Origin of the sequence: Tropicimonas sediminicola (genome assembly GCF_900188335.1) — a bacterium.
Lineage (GTDB): Bacteria > Pseudomonadota > Alphaproteobacteria > Rhodobacterales > Rhodobacteraceae > Tropicimonas > Tropicimonas sediminicola.
In genome coordinates, this window is the sequence record NZ_FZOY01000012.1 from 65,258 (window position 1) to 80,010 (window position 14,753).

10 protein-coding genes and 2 pseudogenes are annotated in these 14,753 nt (G+C 55.7%); 3 read left to right on the plus strand and 9 right to left on the minus strand.

Going from position 1 to position 14,753, the window contains the following annotated elements:
* Positions 1-150: 150 nt before the first annotated feature.
* Positions 151-3,543 (minus strand): M10 family metallopeptidase C-terminal domain-containing protein, encoded by a 3,393-nt coding sequence (locus tag CHB86_RS22290; RefSeq protein WP_141134964.1) that lies wholly within the window; start codon positions 3,541-3,543, stop codon positions 151-153.
* 146 nt (positions 3,544-3,689) lie between these two features.
* Between CHB86_RS22290 and CHB86_RS22295 the strand changes: the two are divergent.
* Positions 3,690-4,249, plus strand: a pseudogene (locus CHB86_RS22295) (transposase); the annotation flags it as partial.
* A 33-nt stretch (positions 4,250-4,282) separates the two neighbouring features.
* On the opposite strand, the pseudogene CHB86_RS22300 reads toward CHB86_RS22295, so the two are convergent.
* The 5 genes and pseudogenes from CHB86_RS22300 to CHB86_RS22330 all read right to left on the minus strand — a co-directional run.
* Positions 4,283-4,528: pseudogene (locus tag CHB86_RS22300) on the minus strand (integrase core domain-containing protein); the annotation flags it as partial.
* A gap of 232 nt (positions 4,529-4,760) precedes the next feature.
* Entirely contained in the window at positions 4,761-4,955 is a 195-nt protein-coding gene (locus CHB86_RS22305; protein WP_089235328.1) for a pilus assembly protein, read from the minus strand.
* A gap of 940 nt (positions 4,956-5,895) precedes the next feature.
* A complete protein-coding gene (locus CHB86_RS22315) occupies positions 5,896-6,369 on the minus strand; it encodes a DUF6647 family protein (RefSeq protein WP_089235330.1) in 474 nt (157 codons plus the stop codon).
* A 570-nt stretch (positions 6,370-6,939) separates the two neighbouring features.
* Complete coding sequence (locus tag CHB86_RS22325; protein ID WP_089235332.1) at positions 6,940-7,326, minus strand: type II toxin-antitoxin system death-on-curing family toxin; 387 nt, start codon at positions 7,324-7,326, stop codon at positions 6,940-6,942.
* Positions 7,323-7,547: an AbrB/MazE/SpoVT family DNA-binding domain-containing protein gene (locus CHB86_RS22330; protein WP_089235333.1), complete on the minus strand. Its 225-nt coding sequence runs from the start codon at positions 7,545-7,547 to the stop codon at positions 7,323-7,325. The genes CHB86_RS22325 and CHB86_RS22330 overlap by 4 nt, the downstream gene beginning before the upstream one ends.
* Before the next feature lie 809 nt (positions 7,548-8,356).
* Here CHB86_RS22330 and CHB86_RS22335 point away from each other — a divergent pair.
* The gene (locus CHB86_RS22335; RefSeq protein ID WP_089235334.1) at positions 8,357-9,274 is read left to right on the plus strand and encodes a calcium-binding protein; all 918 of its coding nucleotides are present in this window, start codon (positions 8,357-8,359) and stop codon (positions 9,272-9,274) included.
* A 200-nt stretch (positions 9,275-9,474) separates the two neighbouring features.
* On the opposite strand, the gene CHB86_RS22340 is transcribed toward CHB86_RS22335, so the two are convergent.
* The 3 genes from CHB86_RS22340 to CHB86_RS22350 form a co-directional block, all read right to left on the minus strand.
* Complete coding sequence (locus CHB86_RS22340; RefSeq protein ID WP_141134965.1) at positions 9,475-11,205, minus strand: calcium-binding protein; 1,731 nt, start codon at positions 11,203-11,205, stop codon at positions 9,475-9,477.
* A 447-nt stretch (positions 11,206-11,652) separates the two neighbouring features.
* Complete coding sequence (locus tag CHB86_RS22345) at positions 11,653-13,197, minus strand: alanine/glycine:cation symporter family protein (protein ID WP_089235336.1); 1,545 nt, start codon at positions 13,195-13,197, stop codon at positions 11,653-11,655.
* A gap of 22 nt (positions 13,198-13,219) precedes the next feature.
* On the minus strand, positions 13,220-13,654 hold the full coding sequence (locus CHB86_RS22350) for a universal stress protein (protein ID WP_089235337.1): 435 nt from the start codon (positions 13,652-13,654) through the stop codon (positions 13,220-13,222).
* 677 nt (positions 13,655-14,331) lie between these two features.
* On the opposite strand from CHB86_RS22350, the gene CHB86_RS22355 reads away from it, so the two are divergent.
* The gene (locus CHB86_RS22355) at positions 14,332-14,547 is read left to right on the plus strand and encodes a hypothetical protein (RefSeq protein WP_089235338.1); all 216 of its coding nucleotides are present in this window, start codon (positions 14,332-14,334) and stop codon (positions 14,545-14,547) included.
* Positions 14,548-14,753 lie beyond the last annotated feature (206 nt).

Genomic DNA, 14,753 nt, shown 5'->3' on the forward strand with positions numbered 1-14,753 from the left:
AAACCACCCCGCTAAAACGGGGAGGATTACCCCTGCTGGAGCCGGATGTGACGGAGCTTTAAGATGAACCCGAGACACCGCATGGGACGTCTGGAGACGGCCCATTTCGACCCGCAAGACGTGCCCATTTAGGTGGTTGAGCAGATCGACCTATAGAAGAAAATCGTTCACTGAGACATCTAACGATCCATCCAGAACGATTGTCTCGTCCGCCCAACGATCCGGATCGAGGTCGATTTTGATCTTGGTCGTCTTGTTTCCTTTATCTATGCGGATTTCTGAGTTTGAACTTGTGAACGAGCTTGTCCCCAGGAACAGGAAGGTCAAACCCAAGCTCTTAGCTAGTGGCCGAAGGTCGATCAGGTCCAATCCGACTTCGAAATCCTTGATCCTATCCCCATCAATTTCGCTCACGGAGGAAAAGACGAACCGGTCCTTGTCGGCACCACCGGTCAACTCATCGTACTTCGCTCCCCCATCAAGAACATCCAGCCCCTCTCCGCCAAATAGATTGTCCTTGCCTCCTTTTCCGAAAAGGAAATCCCTTTCGCCGCCGCCACGAAGAGTGTCCGCTCCTCCTCGGCCATCAATTTTGTCCTTGCCACCAAGACCCTTTAGGACGTTGCCTTCAGCGTTGCCCACCAGCAGGTTCCCCAGTTCATTGCCGGTTCCATCCAAGTTGCCAAATATGCTGCCGAACAGAGACCGCTCGCCCAGCACCAGATTTTCGACATGATCGGGCAGGGTGTAGTCGATCCAATTCACGACGGTATCGCGCCCTTCGCCTGATCGCTCGTGTACCAGGTCATTTTTGTCGTCGACTACAAAAACATCATCCCCGGTTTCTCCAAAGAGATTGTCCTCGCCACCTTCGCCATCGATCCAATCGTCCCCAATACCGCCGTGAATGGTATCATTGTCGCGGCCCCCAACGAGACGATCATTGCCTTGGTTTCCGTAAATGACGTCTTGTCCCCAGCCGCCAGAAATAATGTCCTTCTGCCTACCTCCAAAAATGAAGTCCTTGCCTTGCCCGCCGCCGATGACGTCCTCCCCGGCTCCTCCCAATATCACGTCTCCTCCGCCGAGACCGTAGACCGTATCATTGCCCGGACCGCCTACAACAAAGTCAGACTTTGAGTACTCGATCCAGGCGTCCAGCAACGCTTTGGCTATCTTCAACTTCGGGCTGAAGTTCGCCGCCAATGAAAGCCCCTCGTAGGCAACTTCGAGAGACACATCCAATGCAGTCTTACTCTCGCCATAGGTCATGGTCTCAACGGGAGTCGTCATGAACTTCGCGGCATCAACTGTAGCGGAGTATCCGTCCCAAAGCCCCTTGGCGGTCTCATGGGATTTCAACACATAGGAAGGCGCCGCGCCCTTTACCGCACTAGCTACCATTTCGTAGGCCCCAGCCATCACGTAGTCGTTTTTCTCGCCAACGGTGAATGAGCCGTTGACCTCTTTCACCGAGAACGCAATGCGGTCGATGTTAAGACCATAAAGAACCTTTTCGACGGCCGGGCGCTTTCCGCTTAGGCCGACGCTGCGAAGGTCACTCCATGCGTCACTTATCTCGTTGTGGAGGAACTCGGCGCTTGTCCGATAGAGTTCCATGTTATGGGCTTCCAGCGGATCAATCCCACCCACTAGTTCCCGTAGTGCGTTGTTGAACTTGTACTGTCCGCCAAGGACCTGACTGACGTTCGCTGGCAAGTTGATGATGTCAGTAGAGTTCCAGAAATTCACAATTGAATGGTTCGGATCGTCCCCCCCTGGAAGAATGCTGTATCCCGGTGTCGCAAAGGTAACGCCTTCGATTCCAATGCCGCTCAACGACGCTTCGCTCCGAAGCCATTTATAGGCGGCTTGCACCATGGCGCCCCCCAAACTGTGCCCAGTCAGATAGATTCTACCGATGTCATCGCCAATGGCACGAGCGGCGACAATGTAATCTCTGATCTCCTCCAGCAATGGGACGAACAGATTGAAGTGACCTCCGCGATTGGCCCAGTGGTAATGGTCATAATACGACGAGTTCGAACCCCACCCAACATGATCCAACTCGATACTGTCGTTGGTGCCTCTAAAAGAAATGAACACCCCATCCTTTGAGCGAGCCACAAACGCCGCGGCGTTGTCATTTGTGAAGATCCCTCCCGAACGAATGCCGTCGGACCACACATCACCGGGAGTGTCATCAAAACTGCTGTTCTTGAGCGCTGGCAGGTCACTGCCGGTCAGCGGCGTCAAGTTTAGCTTAACCTTGTCAAGGCTTGCCTTCGCTTCGGCTTGGCCGTCGGTATTGTTATAGGTTGGATCTTTCGGTTCGTTGCTTGCAAGTTTGTAGGCGCCTTGTGCGAGCCAAGACATGAATGGAACGTAGCCAAATTCGTCAAAGACCTGAGAGCTGGTTGGCCTGAGGTCTACGTCAGATATCTGAATTACTGATGTTCCGACTTCAATGCGGTCCCATCCGGTAACGTCGCTCCGGGCGTATTCGAACGATAAAGAGATTTTCCCACCACCCAAATCGGCTACGCTAGGACGCGTTCCTCCGCCGATCTCCAAACCGCTCAGTGGGAACTCCTCCAGCAAAATGGACCCGTCTTCTCTCAAAACCGTTCCCACGCCGTCTGAAATCAGAACTATCCCGATGCCGTCCACATACTCCGCCGCCCAAGGAATGCCGACGACAGTGTCGACCGTACCAACAGTTTCGTTATGATTCCCGTCGGCATCGTAGAGACGCATGTAGGTTGTTATGGCGTCGGACTCTGGATTTCGGTAGTCTGCGAAAAATGCGAAACCGCCTCCAGGAAGTGGAACAATTTCGCAAAAACCATATAGCGCGCCGGGAAGAGTTCCGTCTAGCTCGAACGGGGAAATAACTTCCTTCCCGGATTCGTTTAGGACAACAGCTCGGTAGAAAATGCCTTCGATCGAACTCTCGGCCCAACCAATGACTATATTCCCGTTGGAGAGTTGCGCCAAGTCCTGCACGTTTTCATTATTATGAATGGATGCGTTGACGGTCGGCGAAAAATGTACCTCGTTAACACCATAATCTATTGGATTTCCAATGTAGATTCTTAGTGATCCACCCTCGCCCCAGTCGGCGTTGACTACAGCAAAGCCACCATTCGCGAGCGCAAGTAGCTCATGTTCGTTCAGGCCACCTGAAGCAGGTTTTTGAAACCTGTTGTCAGCAACTTCGACCAAGCCTTTTGCCGCTGTGTGCTCAAATACCTTGTAGCCGTAGTAATTCGGGGTTCCATTGTTCTCTTGCCACCCCAACAGAATGCGACCGCTCTCTAATGCAACGACTTCCGGTTTGTAACCTTCACTGTCCAATAGTATCTCAGGACCCATGGAACCGTCGGTACCGACAACTCTTCCATAAACGGCGTCGTCATGCTTAGACATCCAGGTGACGAAATATAAGCTATCGCTTATCGCAGCCACATCTGAGTACCATTGTGCATCGGCCATTTCGATATTGACAATGCTATTGAACAAGATTTCCGATTGAAATGTCATCGCTACCCCCACACTTTCACGGAAACTGTAAAGCGATGCGGCGTTTAAAATAGGTGGTACTTCGTCGCATTGGCGCGGCAATCCTCCCCATGATTAACGGGATGGGATTGTAGAATTTTCTCGTGGCGAGAGCCGAGGAGAATCGAATGAGAAAGAGCCGTTTCACCGAGCCGCAGATCATGGCGGTGCTGCGCCAGGCCGAGAACGGGGTGGTAGTGCCGGAACTGTGCCGCGAGCACGGGATCAGCACCGCCAATTCTTTTCAAGTGGCGCGCCAAGTATGGCGGCATGGGCGCGTCGATGGTCAGCCAGAGTGAGCGGTGAACGCCACGGGTTCGAGAGAACCGCGAACGGCGCTGGAGGACGAGAACCGGCGCCTGAAGCGGATATTCGCGGACCTCAGCATGCAGGCTGATCTGCTGAAGGAGGCTCTGGGAAAAAAATGACCCGGCCAGCTCAACGCCGCGAGTTGGCCGAGAAGGCTGCGGCAACAAGAGGAGTCAGCATCGCGCTGGCCTGCCGCGCGTTCGGCGTCAGCGAGACCTGCTTTCGCTACAGCCCGAAACGCGACGAAGAGAACGAGATGATCGCCGACCTGCTGGTCGGGCTGACCAGGGCACACAAGACCTGGGGGTTCGGATTGTGTTTCCTGCACCTGCGGAAAGTGAAGGGGCATGTCAGGAACCACAAACGCGTGCGCCGGATTGGCCTGCCCCCATCGGGTGGTCCGGTTTGAGTCTTAGTGCATGATGGGCCTGGGTGCTACGGTTTGGGTGGCCGGCGAAGCGGCTCCGGATGGCGGAGCCGGCCACTGCACGACCTCTGGAGCCGGGGGGCGATATCCCTGCGATGAGTGCGGGCGTTTGGTGTTGTAGTGATGCCGCCAGCTCTCGATGATGATCTTCGCCTCGGCGAGGCTATAAAAGATCTCTCCGTTGAGAAGCTCGTCCCGCAGCTTCGCGTTGAAGCTTTCGCAGCAGCCGTTTCGGCGGGCGCCTTTTCTTGTCAGGCAAACCCGATGCAGGGGGCATCCAGATGGGCTAGCTCAGGCTCTGAGCGGGGGTCGTAGTTGGGGCGGTCCTTTTGCGTCCCAAACGGATACGTACTCCCCACGGCTTCAAGCTTCTGTGGTCTGGCATTTCACCTGGCACTCTCGGTCGCCTGATTGCCCACAGCAAAGGAAACATGGACACCAAGCAGCACGTCCTGGGTGATCGTCAGAATGTGGTCTTGATCATATATGTGGTCAACTGGCTTGAGATGTCACCGGACAAGTCTGCAACACCAGCGGTAATGACCGCTTGAGCCGCCAAACCGAGTCCGACCACCGCAGCGGTCAAAACCACCCAATCAACGGTAACTGCTCCGTCTTCGTCACCGCCGAATGTCTTTGCTCGTTCAAGTGGCATCATTTCCCTCTCCTTTGCCTTGAGGCGACCGGGTAGAAAAGCGAGGTATCCACGCAATTGACCCCTTTGGATCTCGCGAGCGTAGAAATGCGCAAATGTGACGGCCAACTTCTGGGCCTATCTCTCGAACTTTATGCTCAACGCAGAGATCGAAAAGGTTAATGCTTTGACCACAGTCAAGAGGACAGCGCCGAGAATTAACCCGAACAGCGCATGGCTTCTGCGCATAGAAGTTTACCTAATCTAGCGGCCTAATGCGCCTTGCACTCAACACATGAGCCTCACATTGCGCCAATCTACAAATACAGCGACCCGTTGAAAAGCGCTCTTGGCCACAAATGTGGCACTTCAAGAATAATTGCCAATTCGCGCGCAATCCAAGTTAAGGTTAGGTGGTGGAAAGCGCTATTTACGAAGAAAACGGCCTTTTCTTCGCCGGGCTCGTCGGTCAATATCCCAGTCGAGGATTCTAGTCCGCCTATTAATCTGGTTCGCCTCGATGATTTCCTTCGCCGACCTTACCATTTCGCTCAGGGACTCGACAGCGAACAGCAACGGCTCGCGAAGTATTCCGCGCAACGTTTCCATTGTATTTCCGCCTTAGTCTTGATTTTCGAGTGACAAGGATCGGGAGAAAATGGGGCAGCATTTTGGCCGATTGTCTCCCAAGTAGAAAGTAACTGTTTCCAAGGCGGATGTGTTTCTTATGTAACTGCAGCGGCAACGGTACCGATGCATGAACCGAGTGGCGAGCTTCCGAAGAGGGGGCGGCGACCGGCTCCGCGCGGACGAGAAGGGCGGTTGGGATCGTAGGATCGGCGATCAAGCGTAACCGCTGAATTGTGAGCTGTAGTCAATCGCTGTTGACGGGCCCGCACCCCCGACACCGAAGGCCGGGCCCTAGAATCACAAAATCGAGCCAGAAATCGCGTATAGTTGTGTGCTATTGCCAGCAATTGGTACGGACAAGAACAGTCATGGGGTCAAGATTGAACTCACTCTCCAAATTTATTCCGAAATCGTGTAGCCAACGTCGCTGGGCGCGATAGGCCAACTTCTCCGACATCTCAGGGCATTCGTAATCCAGATTGGCTTGATTCTGCATGTGATGAACCAGTTCGTGAACCAGAATCGAGACATCTGCAGGAGATTGCGCGGACCAGTCCTCCTGAAGATACACGGTGGAGGTTTCATCGCTGTAAATGGCGTATATGCCATAGTCGGGGCGCCCCCTCGGATTAGTCACCTCGATCGCATGTATCTGTTCGGCAGAGGTTGCAGAGGCGAGACGTGTTTCGATCATCTCCACCTCCGGTACGAATGCGACTTGAGGCGTTACTTCGGACTCAGGAAGCCCAAAATTCACCGATATCCAGGAAATCAAAACAGCAACTAAAGTATCCACAATCTCCTCCATTAAAACATTTCCCCAGGCGCGACTTAGAAGCGGATTGCACAAAAAGAACGACGTTTCCAAGAGCTGAAAGAGAAACAATATAATAGGAAGACTCTCTCGGAGAGGCACTCGCGATACCCCATTCAGCTTCCGGAACCAAGATCCATTCTGCGAATGCAACTTCGGCTTCGCGTAATATGTATAGCGCCGCTGCGTTAGTCATCCGTGATATGACAACCCGCTGGTTTCTGGTCGGCCTCCTGAAAAGTGGTCTTCCCGGAGACAGGCTTTCGAACCAGTTGGAGGATGAAGGAATGCCCCAGAAGAAGCACAGGCCCGAGGAGATTGTTGCGAAGCTCCGGCAAGTCGATGTGTTGGGGTCGCAAGGCCGTTCTGTGGCTGAGGCGGCGCGGTCGCTCGCACGCCCGACCTCAGCTCACCGGTTCCAACAAACTATGCGCGACCCATCCGGACACGTACGCACCTGGAGACCTAAACGGATCACTTCTTTGCATGTGTCTGAGCCTGGAGACCAAAGCGGATTGACGTGCTGGAGAACAGAGTTCCCACTCGCAAGGGGATTATCGCGTTTCAGATCTCCTTCCAGTCCACACGAAGCCAATCGGCAAAATCAGATTCGCCAACGCGTCCGGTGGACAGGTCTTCCATCATCCTAACACCGATGACCGGATCCGGGCGAAAAGCGTAGCCGTTCAGGCGGAGGAAGGTGCCCGCCGTCACGAAGGCCGTCCGCTTGTTTCCGTCCACGAAGGCGTGCGCTTTCGCTAGTCCGAAAGCATAGGCTGCCGCGATCTCTGCAAAGTCAGCATCCGTGTAGGCTGCGAGGTTCATTGCCCGGGCACAGCCCATCTCGAGAAGCGCCATGTCGCGGAGGCCCGCCTTGCCACCATGGCGGGCAATCTGGCGGTCGTGGATGGCGATCACTGCTACGAGTGGGACCCAGACCGGGGTAATCATGCCAACGCCTGGAGCAGATCCCTATTCTCGTCCATCACGATCTCGGCCGCCTTCAGCGCTTCGGCGACTGACGGGTCCTGTGCCATTATCTTCAGGCTGCCATCGTCCCCCCTGACCACGAAAAGAGTGTCGCCTTCCTTGGCATCAAGCATGGTCAGCATCTCTGTTGTCAGTGTCATTACGGCCGAGTTGCCAACCTTCCGAATTTTAGTTTCAATCATCGAAGCCTCGTGTGTGTATATTCATGTATATACTCCGATGCCGATATGCCGCAAGGGCGTCGGTGCCTGGCGAATGGACACCCGGACGCGATCCCACAACAACTCTATCTGGATATGTCCGCACTTGGAGAGCTACGCGGACGGCCCTTCTGGATATCCCCGCTTTCGGAGACCAAGGCGGACCAGTACTGCAGGTTGTCGGTCTACTTCTGCCACCACTCTCAGGCGTCACTGTTGTCGGTCGCAGCATTGTATACGCAGTCGATCCCTCCGCCTGATAACTGGTTCGTGAGCCGAAAAGGAACCTCGCGTGGGCAGCCGTTTTCTGCGGCCCAAGTTGGTCCCGCGTGTCGAAGGTTATGAGATGTGAGTCCAGAGGCTACCGCCGCGTCGCCGTTCTGCTTAGAGATGCAATCTTGCAGGTCTGTGACGGCAGCATCGAATGGATATGGCGACGAGAGGGGCTAAAATGACAACAGAACCTTCCGTCGCTCAAACCCTTAAGTCTCTCCGCCGGGTGCTGACGTCAGACAGTCGGGCAAACCCGCTGTAGGGGAGCATCCAGTTGGGCTAGCACAGGCTCTGAGTGTCGGGTCGTAGATTTGGCGGTCCGTCGCGCCCAAAACGGACATGCACTCACTTGGAGACCTAATGGAGCACTTGCCGCAAGGAGCTTCTGTCCACGCCAGCGCCGTGTTTCATGAGCAACAGACCAACAAACCTGGGCGTTCGATAGGGTGTCGAGCTTGCGGGATCGTAACGTGCCTAGCGAACTAAATGCTAGCAAACGAACTGATACAGGCAACCTTATGACCACATACACAGTTTCCGGCTTCGTCCTTGAAGAGAACAACAAGGGTGATGTGACCGGTATTCGGGATTCTTCTCTTGAGATCGTAGTTAAGGACAGCGTGAAAAGCCTGAGCTACCGCGTCACAGGCAGTGACAGCGAAGATCAGCCAACGGTCACTTGGGCTGGTACATACAACGCGCTCATCGACGGAGCGGTTGATTTGCTTGGACCGGGCTCAGACCCTGACCTGTTCACCAACAAGGTTCTCGAGGTGTCTTGGAACAGCGGCTCCAAGTCCGCCTTTGTGGCGAACTTCTACGACGAAACCAAACAGGAATCTTACGTGTTCGCCATTGGCGGCGACGAGTTGCCGACCTTTTCCAATGTTTCTCAGTTTCAGAATTTCTTCTCTGGTGCAACTCTGTCCCAGCCGAGCAAGTCGTCTGGATTTGGGCCCCGGACCGATATTGATCTCGGGGACTTCCCGGATGTCGAGACAACCCAAGCCGATCTGATACTCGGGACCGGCGGGCAGGACGTGTTCAATGCCGGACGCGGCCGCGACAAGGTTTATGGAAAAGGCGGAGCAGACGATCTCAGCGGTGGAAATGGCAACGACAAGTTGTTTGGTCAGGGTGGCAATGACAAGCTCAACGGCGGGAATGGGAACGACATACTGGTAGGAGGCAAAGGGGCCGATGACTACATCTTCAAGGGCAAGTTTGGCGATGATGTGATCCGGGATTTTGCCGCGGACAACAACCTGGAAGATATCGACCTGAGGGGCGTGAACGGGATCACTGGCTTCAAGGACCTTAAGAACAATCACATGTCGCAAAAGGGTGACGACGTGCTGATTTACGCTGGAACAAACTCGATCCGGCTGGAGGACGTTGATCTGTCTGACCTCCAAGCCAATGATTTCCTGTTCTAGATGCCAGCCCACACCGTCGGAGTTGTCGGCAACCACCAGCCAGTCGAGTGGTCGCGACGGCCTAGTCATGAAACCATGGGATCAAACACCTAGGGCAATTCGCCTGACAAGGAACGATGCCAGCCTTTGCCACAGGCAAGGCTGGCATCAGTTTTCGACGCCGGGGATCGCAGCCCAGCAAGAAAGAGACCGCTAGCACTTTAGAGTTCGAACCATTCGGCCTCCGCCTGCGAACTGCCAACGATGTCGATCGTGAAATCGGCCGCGCCGTCGCCATCAACGTCACCCTCAATCCGTTGCGTGCCTCCGAGGTCTACAGCGCGCAATTCACCGGCTGTGTTGGTGAAGCCGACGTAGCCCACGAAGACGAACGCATCGTCTTCCAGCGTGGTCGTGTCGGCATCGATGAAGCTGAGTCTGACAAAGTCAAACTCGGCGCGCGCAAAGTCGGCGATGGTGTCGACACTGCCACGATCCGGCGATCTGAAGTCAAAGATGTCCGCGCCGTCGCCTCCGGAAAGGAGGTCGTTCCCACGACGTCCATTCAAGACGTCGTCGCCCTCACCGCCGTCCAGAACATCGGCGCCCCCACCGCCGAAAAGTCTGTCGTTGCCGCTCCCGCCGTCGAGTGCATCCTTGCCGACACCTCCGTGCAGTCTGTCGTCGCCATCGCTGCCAAACAGCTTGTCATTCCCGCTGCCCCAGAACAGCACGTCGTCGCCAAGGCCACCCCGAAGTATGTCGTCTCCCGCGCCGCCATCCAGTCTGTCATCGCCGAGATTGCCCCTGAGGGTGTCGTCGCCGTCGCCACCGTCCAGCAGGTCGTCGCCCTTGTGGCCAACCACCAGATCATCCCCCCCCCAGGAGGCGATGTAGTCGGCAAAAGAACTGCCATGGATGACATCGTCAATTGCGGCAGGTGCCTCAATCTCAGTGGTGTCGACGTATTCGTGCAGAACGTAGATCGCCGCGCGGGCGTCTTCCACCGATTGAGCCCAATCGTTGATACCCGCGCCGGCCCCATCGACCCACTCGAAACTCAGGCCGTCAGCAGATAGCGTCATGTACTCGTCCTGCCAATCGACGCCGCTGCCGACGTCGTTGACGCCGTCGCCGTTCCGGTCCTTTCCCCAGATCACGTCGAGCAACGTGCGCTGCACCGCTTCCAGGTCGGAAGGATCGCCATCCATGTCCTGATACCACTGGACCCAAGAGTCGCCGAAGGTCGCGACACGGTCGTAGTCGAATGTTTCAGAGACGCCATCCGTGAAGGTGAAAAAATCGATGTCACTGGAGCCCGAGACTTCGTTCACTCCCATTAGCGTATGGGCCGTGATCACCGCGTCGAGGCTGATCGTCTGGAATTTCGAGAAGACGCCAGCCAGCAACCCTGTCGGATTCCAGCCCGACTCCAGCAGATCTATGAGTGCCGAAGGCAGGTTGTCCATGGCGTTGGCCTGCACCTCTGTCCAGCTCTTGGCACCACCAGTTTTCATGATGAGGCCATAGAGTGCGGCGTTCTCGCGTGGTGAGTCGATCAGCACGCCGTCAACCATGATGCGCCCCGACGCATCGACCGTGATGTCGGTTCCGAGCTCGATCTTGCCCAGTGCTTCCTTGAGCGCATTCGCCATTACATTGTCTGGCGAGCGAAGGATGTTCACCCGCTCGAGTTCGATTTCCTGAACATAGGCCAACTGATCAGCCGGGACCTCATAGTCCCCGGGTGCGACCTCGACGAGAAAGATAGGAAAGGTGACGCCCGCTACCGGGTCGTACCCAATCGGTACGATCTGGCCATTCTCGTCCAGCACCGGTTCCCCGTTGCCGCCTCCATCAGATGGGTTGAGATCTCGCGTCAGCACCCAGAGATCGCCGTAAAGATCGCCTTTACCGCTGCCGGTGCTGGAAGATGTAACTGAGTAGACCATAGTCCCCTCCTTCCAAATGTCGGCAGGCTCGATATTGAGTCATGCAAATATATATTATAATCTATCTATTCGATTATGACATTGATTGGCGTCAATCATTTAGCGATACAAAATGACCTGGGGTAGGAGATTGTCCGTGGGTTTGCAGCAGCGTGGAAAGCCGCGAGCTAACAATAAAGCCGGGCCAATCAGATCCAGCCACCCCAACTGAAGCACCGAGGCCTGCACTGCTCCCCAACCTTAGGTCGCCGGACGCTGAATTTCTCCGGCTCTGTCACGATGGTGGGCTGGTAACGCCATCGAAAAGATGCACCGAGAAATAGGAGATTGAATACAGGTTGGGTGAAGCACCAACGCCTGGACATTCCAGACACCGGCGCTGACTGCCTCTCCAAGAGACCGGAGAGGCAGTTCAGGCAATCGGTGACGCCATGGCGTTCATGAGCGTCAGCTATACTTCCTGATCTCGCCCGAGCTCAGACGAGAAAGGTAGCTGTGCATCTCAGCCTTGACGATCGGCATCAGGAAGTAGAGGCCGACGATATTGACCACCGCCATGGCGAAGATCGCGGCGTCCGAGAAGTCGATGACTGGCCCCAGGTTGGCCGCAGCGCCAATGACCACAAACACACAGAAGATGACCTTGAAAATGATTTCAGTGGTTTTCCCTTCGCCGAAGAGGAAGGTCCACGCTTTCAGGCCATAGTAGGACCAGCTGATCATGGTCGAGAACGCGAACAGGATCACTGCGATAGCCAGTATATACTTGAACCATCCGAAGGCCGACGAGAACGCCGCAGACGTCAGGGCTACCCCGGAGTTGCCGTCAACGGTCTGGATTGCCGTGCCGCCTTCGTTCAGTAAGTAGAGCCCGGTGTCGGGGTCTGACATGAGCTGACCGGTGATGATGATTACCAGAGCCGTCATCGTGCAGATAACGACAGTGTCGATGAATGGTTCCAGCAAAGATACGAAGCCTTCGGTGATCGGCTCCTTGGTACGCACAGCCGAGTGGGCGATCGCAGCAGAGCCCACGCCCGCCTCGTTCGAGAAGGCGGCGCGCTTGAAACCTTGGATCAGGGCACCTACGAAGCCGCCTGCAACACCAAGCCCGGTGAATGCGCCGGCAAAGATCTGTCCGAACGCCCATCCGATCTTGTCCGCATTCATCAAGATGATGACGAGCGCGGTAAGCACGTAGAGAATACCCATGAACGGCACGACCTTTTCGGTCACTCGCGCGATGGACTTCAGCCCCCCCACGATTACCGCGAAGACGATGGCGGCGAACAGGACCCCCGTGATCCAGCCAGGGTAATCGCCAAGAACATTTGTGATCTGCGCGTGGGCCTGGTTGGCCTGGAACATGTTGCCGCCACCAAGGGCACCGAGAATACAGAAGACGGAAAACAGCACCGCAAGAATGCGCCCGGCTGGAATGCCCCGCTCTTCGAAACCCTTGGTGAGGTAGTACATCGGCCCGCCCGAGACGGTACCGTCCTCGTACTCGTTCCGGTACTTCACGCCAAGCGTACACTCGGTGAACTTTGATGCCATCCCCATCAGACCGGCGAGGATCATCCAGAAGGTAGCGCCCGGCCCGCCTATGCTGACAGCGACCGCAACGCCCGCGATGTTGCCAAGTCCGACTGTTCCGGAAAGAGCAGTCGCAAGTGCCTGAAAATGGCTGACCTCACCAGCATCGTTAGGGTCAGAGTAATCCCCGCGAACCAGCGCAATCGAGTGCGGGAATGCCCTAAACTGGATCAGGCCAAAATAGACGGTGAAAACAACCGCAGCGATGACGAGCCATGCGACGATCCACGGGAAACTCGTGCCGGGAAACGGGCTGAAGATCAGGTTGACGAACCAGCCCGTGGAACTGGCAAAGAGCTGGTTTACCCGATCATCTATGGATTGAGCCATTGCCGGAGATGCAATCACCGACAGGAATGTGACCGCCACGACTGGCGCCTTAATGAGATTCTTCATGTCTGTCCCTGTTGTTGGTTGTTCATGGAACAATCGTGACGGGCACTGGCGAGGCCTGCGCGAGGGTGCCGGCAACCGAGCCAAACAATCGCGACGATATCGACGAGTGGCCGGTCCGCCCGATCACGACCTGCGAAGCGCCGATCTCCTCGATAATGTCGCAGATCGTCTCGGCAATGTGACCATAGCGGAGGACAGTCGAGGCTTGGACACCCCTCCGCGCGAGTTCTTCCATTGCCGGAGCGAGCAACGCTGTTTCCGCTCGATTCAATTCTTCCTTACGTCGCTTGTGCCGTTCTGCAAGTTCGTCGGGGGTCAGGAAGGAGTAAGGAGACCACTCCAGGACATGTGCGACCACTAGTTCCGCGTCTTCTGATTTCGCGAGGTTAGACGCGAAGACCAGCGCTGACTTGGCGCTCTCGCTGTCGTCGTAGCCCAAGATTATTTTTCTTGTCACTGTTCCCTCCGTTTTTGTTAGACCCAAACCTATGGTTCTTCGAGGCTAGCCCGATTACCGAGATTTGATGGCATACTTTCTCGCAGACCCGCGGCGCACAGCTTGGAGTGCCGGCAAGGCCCGCAGCCGGATACGCGCCTCGAGCTAAGTCGCCCATTCGCTCGTGGCCGCGCTGTGGAGCATGGGCCCTTCCGGTGGTTGCGTTGCCGCTGTTCTGCGATCGGCAGACCTCGGCGAGGACGCCAACACCACGACGGCGATCGGGGGCAGTTGGCGGGCGAGCTCTACGGGGCGCAGCCCCCCAGAGCTGGCGAAACCGACTAGCCATGTCACATCGCATCGAGGCCGCCTCGAACTGAGCGACTCATTTCCATCTAAGTAGTATCGGCTCAATCCAGTGATGTTCGTCCAAGTCTGAACAATCAGTTGATCTGTCCGACCGATCCGGCGTTTGTGGCGGGGCGACGCCAATGCGGCAAGAATGCGAACAAGACATGGAATAGTGTTTCAGGCGCGACAAAGCTCCCTTGCGAGACATATTGGTGTCGCCGCCAGCGCCCCAACAGAACAATTGACCATGATGCGCCGAGTGTCTCGTTGGAGAATACTCAGTCCTAGGGGGCATGTTGTGTATCCGCCGGTCTTAAAACACTGGCTTTGGAAGAGTGGATGTTAAGATGTACGAGTTCTTGCTCATGTTGAGCGGATTCCTGCTGTTTGCCTTTCTGTTCTCGCCAGCCCAATGGCTTCTAGGATGGAAGGCAAATGCAGGAATTATTGCGGTTTTCCGGCTCTTTGCGAAACCCGTGGTAATGGAAAGCGACGATCGTGTTCTTCCGTTTGAGCTGGCGATTCAGGAGGTGCTGGCGAAACGGCACGCTCGGGAAACATAGGAATGGATCGCGGGGTAAGAAATCCTCGCTGAAGCGGTTGCAAGCATCGCGTCGGAGAGCCTGGGCCTATGGCTGAGGACCTTCCAAAACACGGCGAAGCAGATGTCCGACTGAACTGGCCCCCATTTCGACCGGACACCTGGGCTTGACCCAGGAGGCTTAGGGATAGCCCTGAGCACATGCTTATGTCTGAGATTGAAATCATC

What these genes read in the sequence shown, in the direction of transcription:
- CHB86_RS22290 (WP_141134964.1), bottom strand. Translation starts at nt 3,543, where the DNA reads ATGACATTTCAATCGGAAATCTTGTTCAATAGCATTGTCAATATCGAA.
- CHB86_RS22305 (WP_089235328.1), bottom strand. Translation starts at nt 4,955, where the DNA reads ATGATGCCACTTGAACGAGCAAAGACATTCGGCGGTGACGAAGACGGA.
- CHB86_RS22315 (WP_089235330.1), bottom strand. Translation starts at nt 6,369, where the DNA reads ATGGAGGAGATTGTGGATACTTTAGTTGCTGTTTTGATTTCCTGGATA.
- CHB86_RS22325 (WP_089235332.1), bottom strand. Translation starts at nt 7,326, where the DNA reads ATGATTACCCCGGTCTGGGTCCCACTCGTAGCAGTGATCGCCATCCAC.
- CHB86_RS22330 (WP_089235333.1), bottom strand. Translation starts at nt 7,547, where the DNA reads ATGATTGAAACTAAAATTCGGAAGGTTGGCAACTCGGCCGTAATGACA.
- CHB86_RS22335 (WP_089235334.1), top strand. Translation starts at nt 8,357, where the DNA reads ATGACCACATACACAGTTTCCGGCTTCGTCCTTGAAGAGAACAACAAG.
- CHB86_RS22340 (WP_141134965.1), bottom strand. Translation starts at nt 11,205, where the DNA reads ATGGTCTACTCAGTTACATCTTCCAGCACCGGCAGCGGTAAAGGCGAT.
- CHB86_RS22345 (WP_089235336.1), bottom strand. Translation starts at nt 13,197, where the DNA reads ATGAAGAATCTCATTAAGGCGCCAGTCGTGGCGGTCACATTCCTGTCG.
- CHB86_RS22355 (WP_089235338.1), top strand. Translation starts at nt 14,332, where the DNA reads ATGTACGAGTTCTTGCTCATGTTGAGCGGATTCCTGCTGTTTGCCTTT.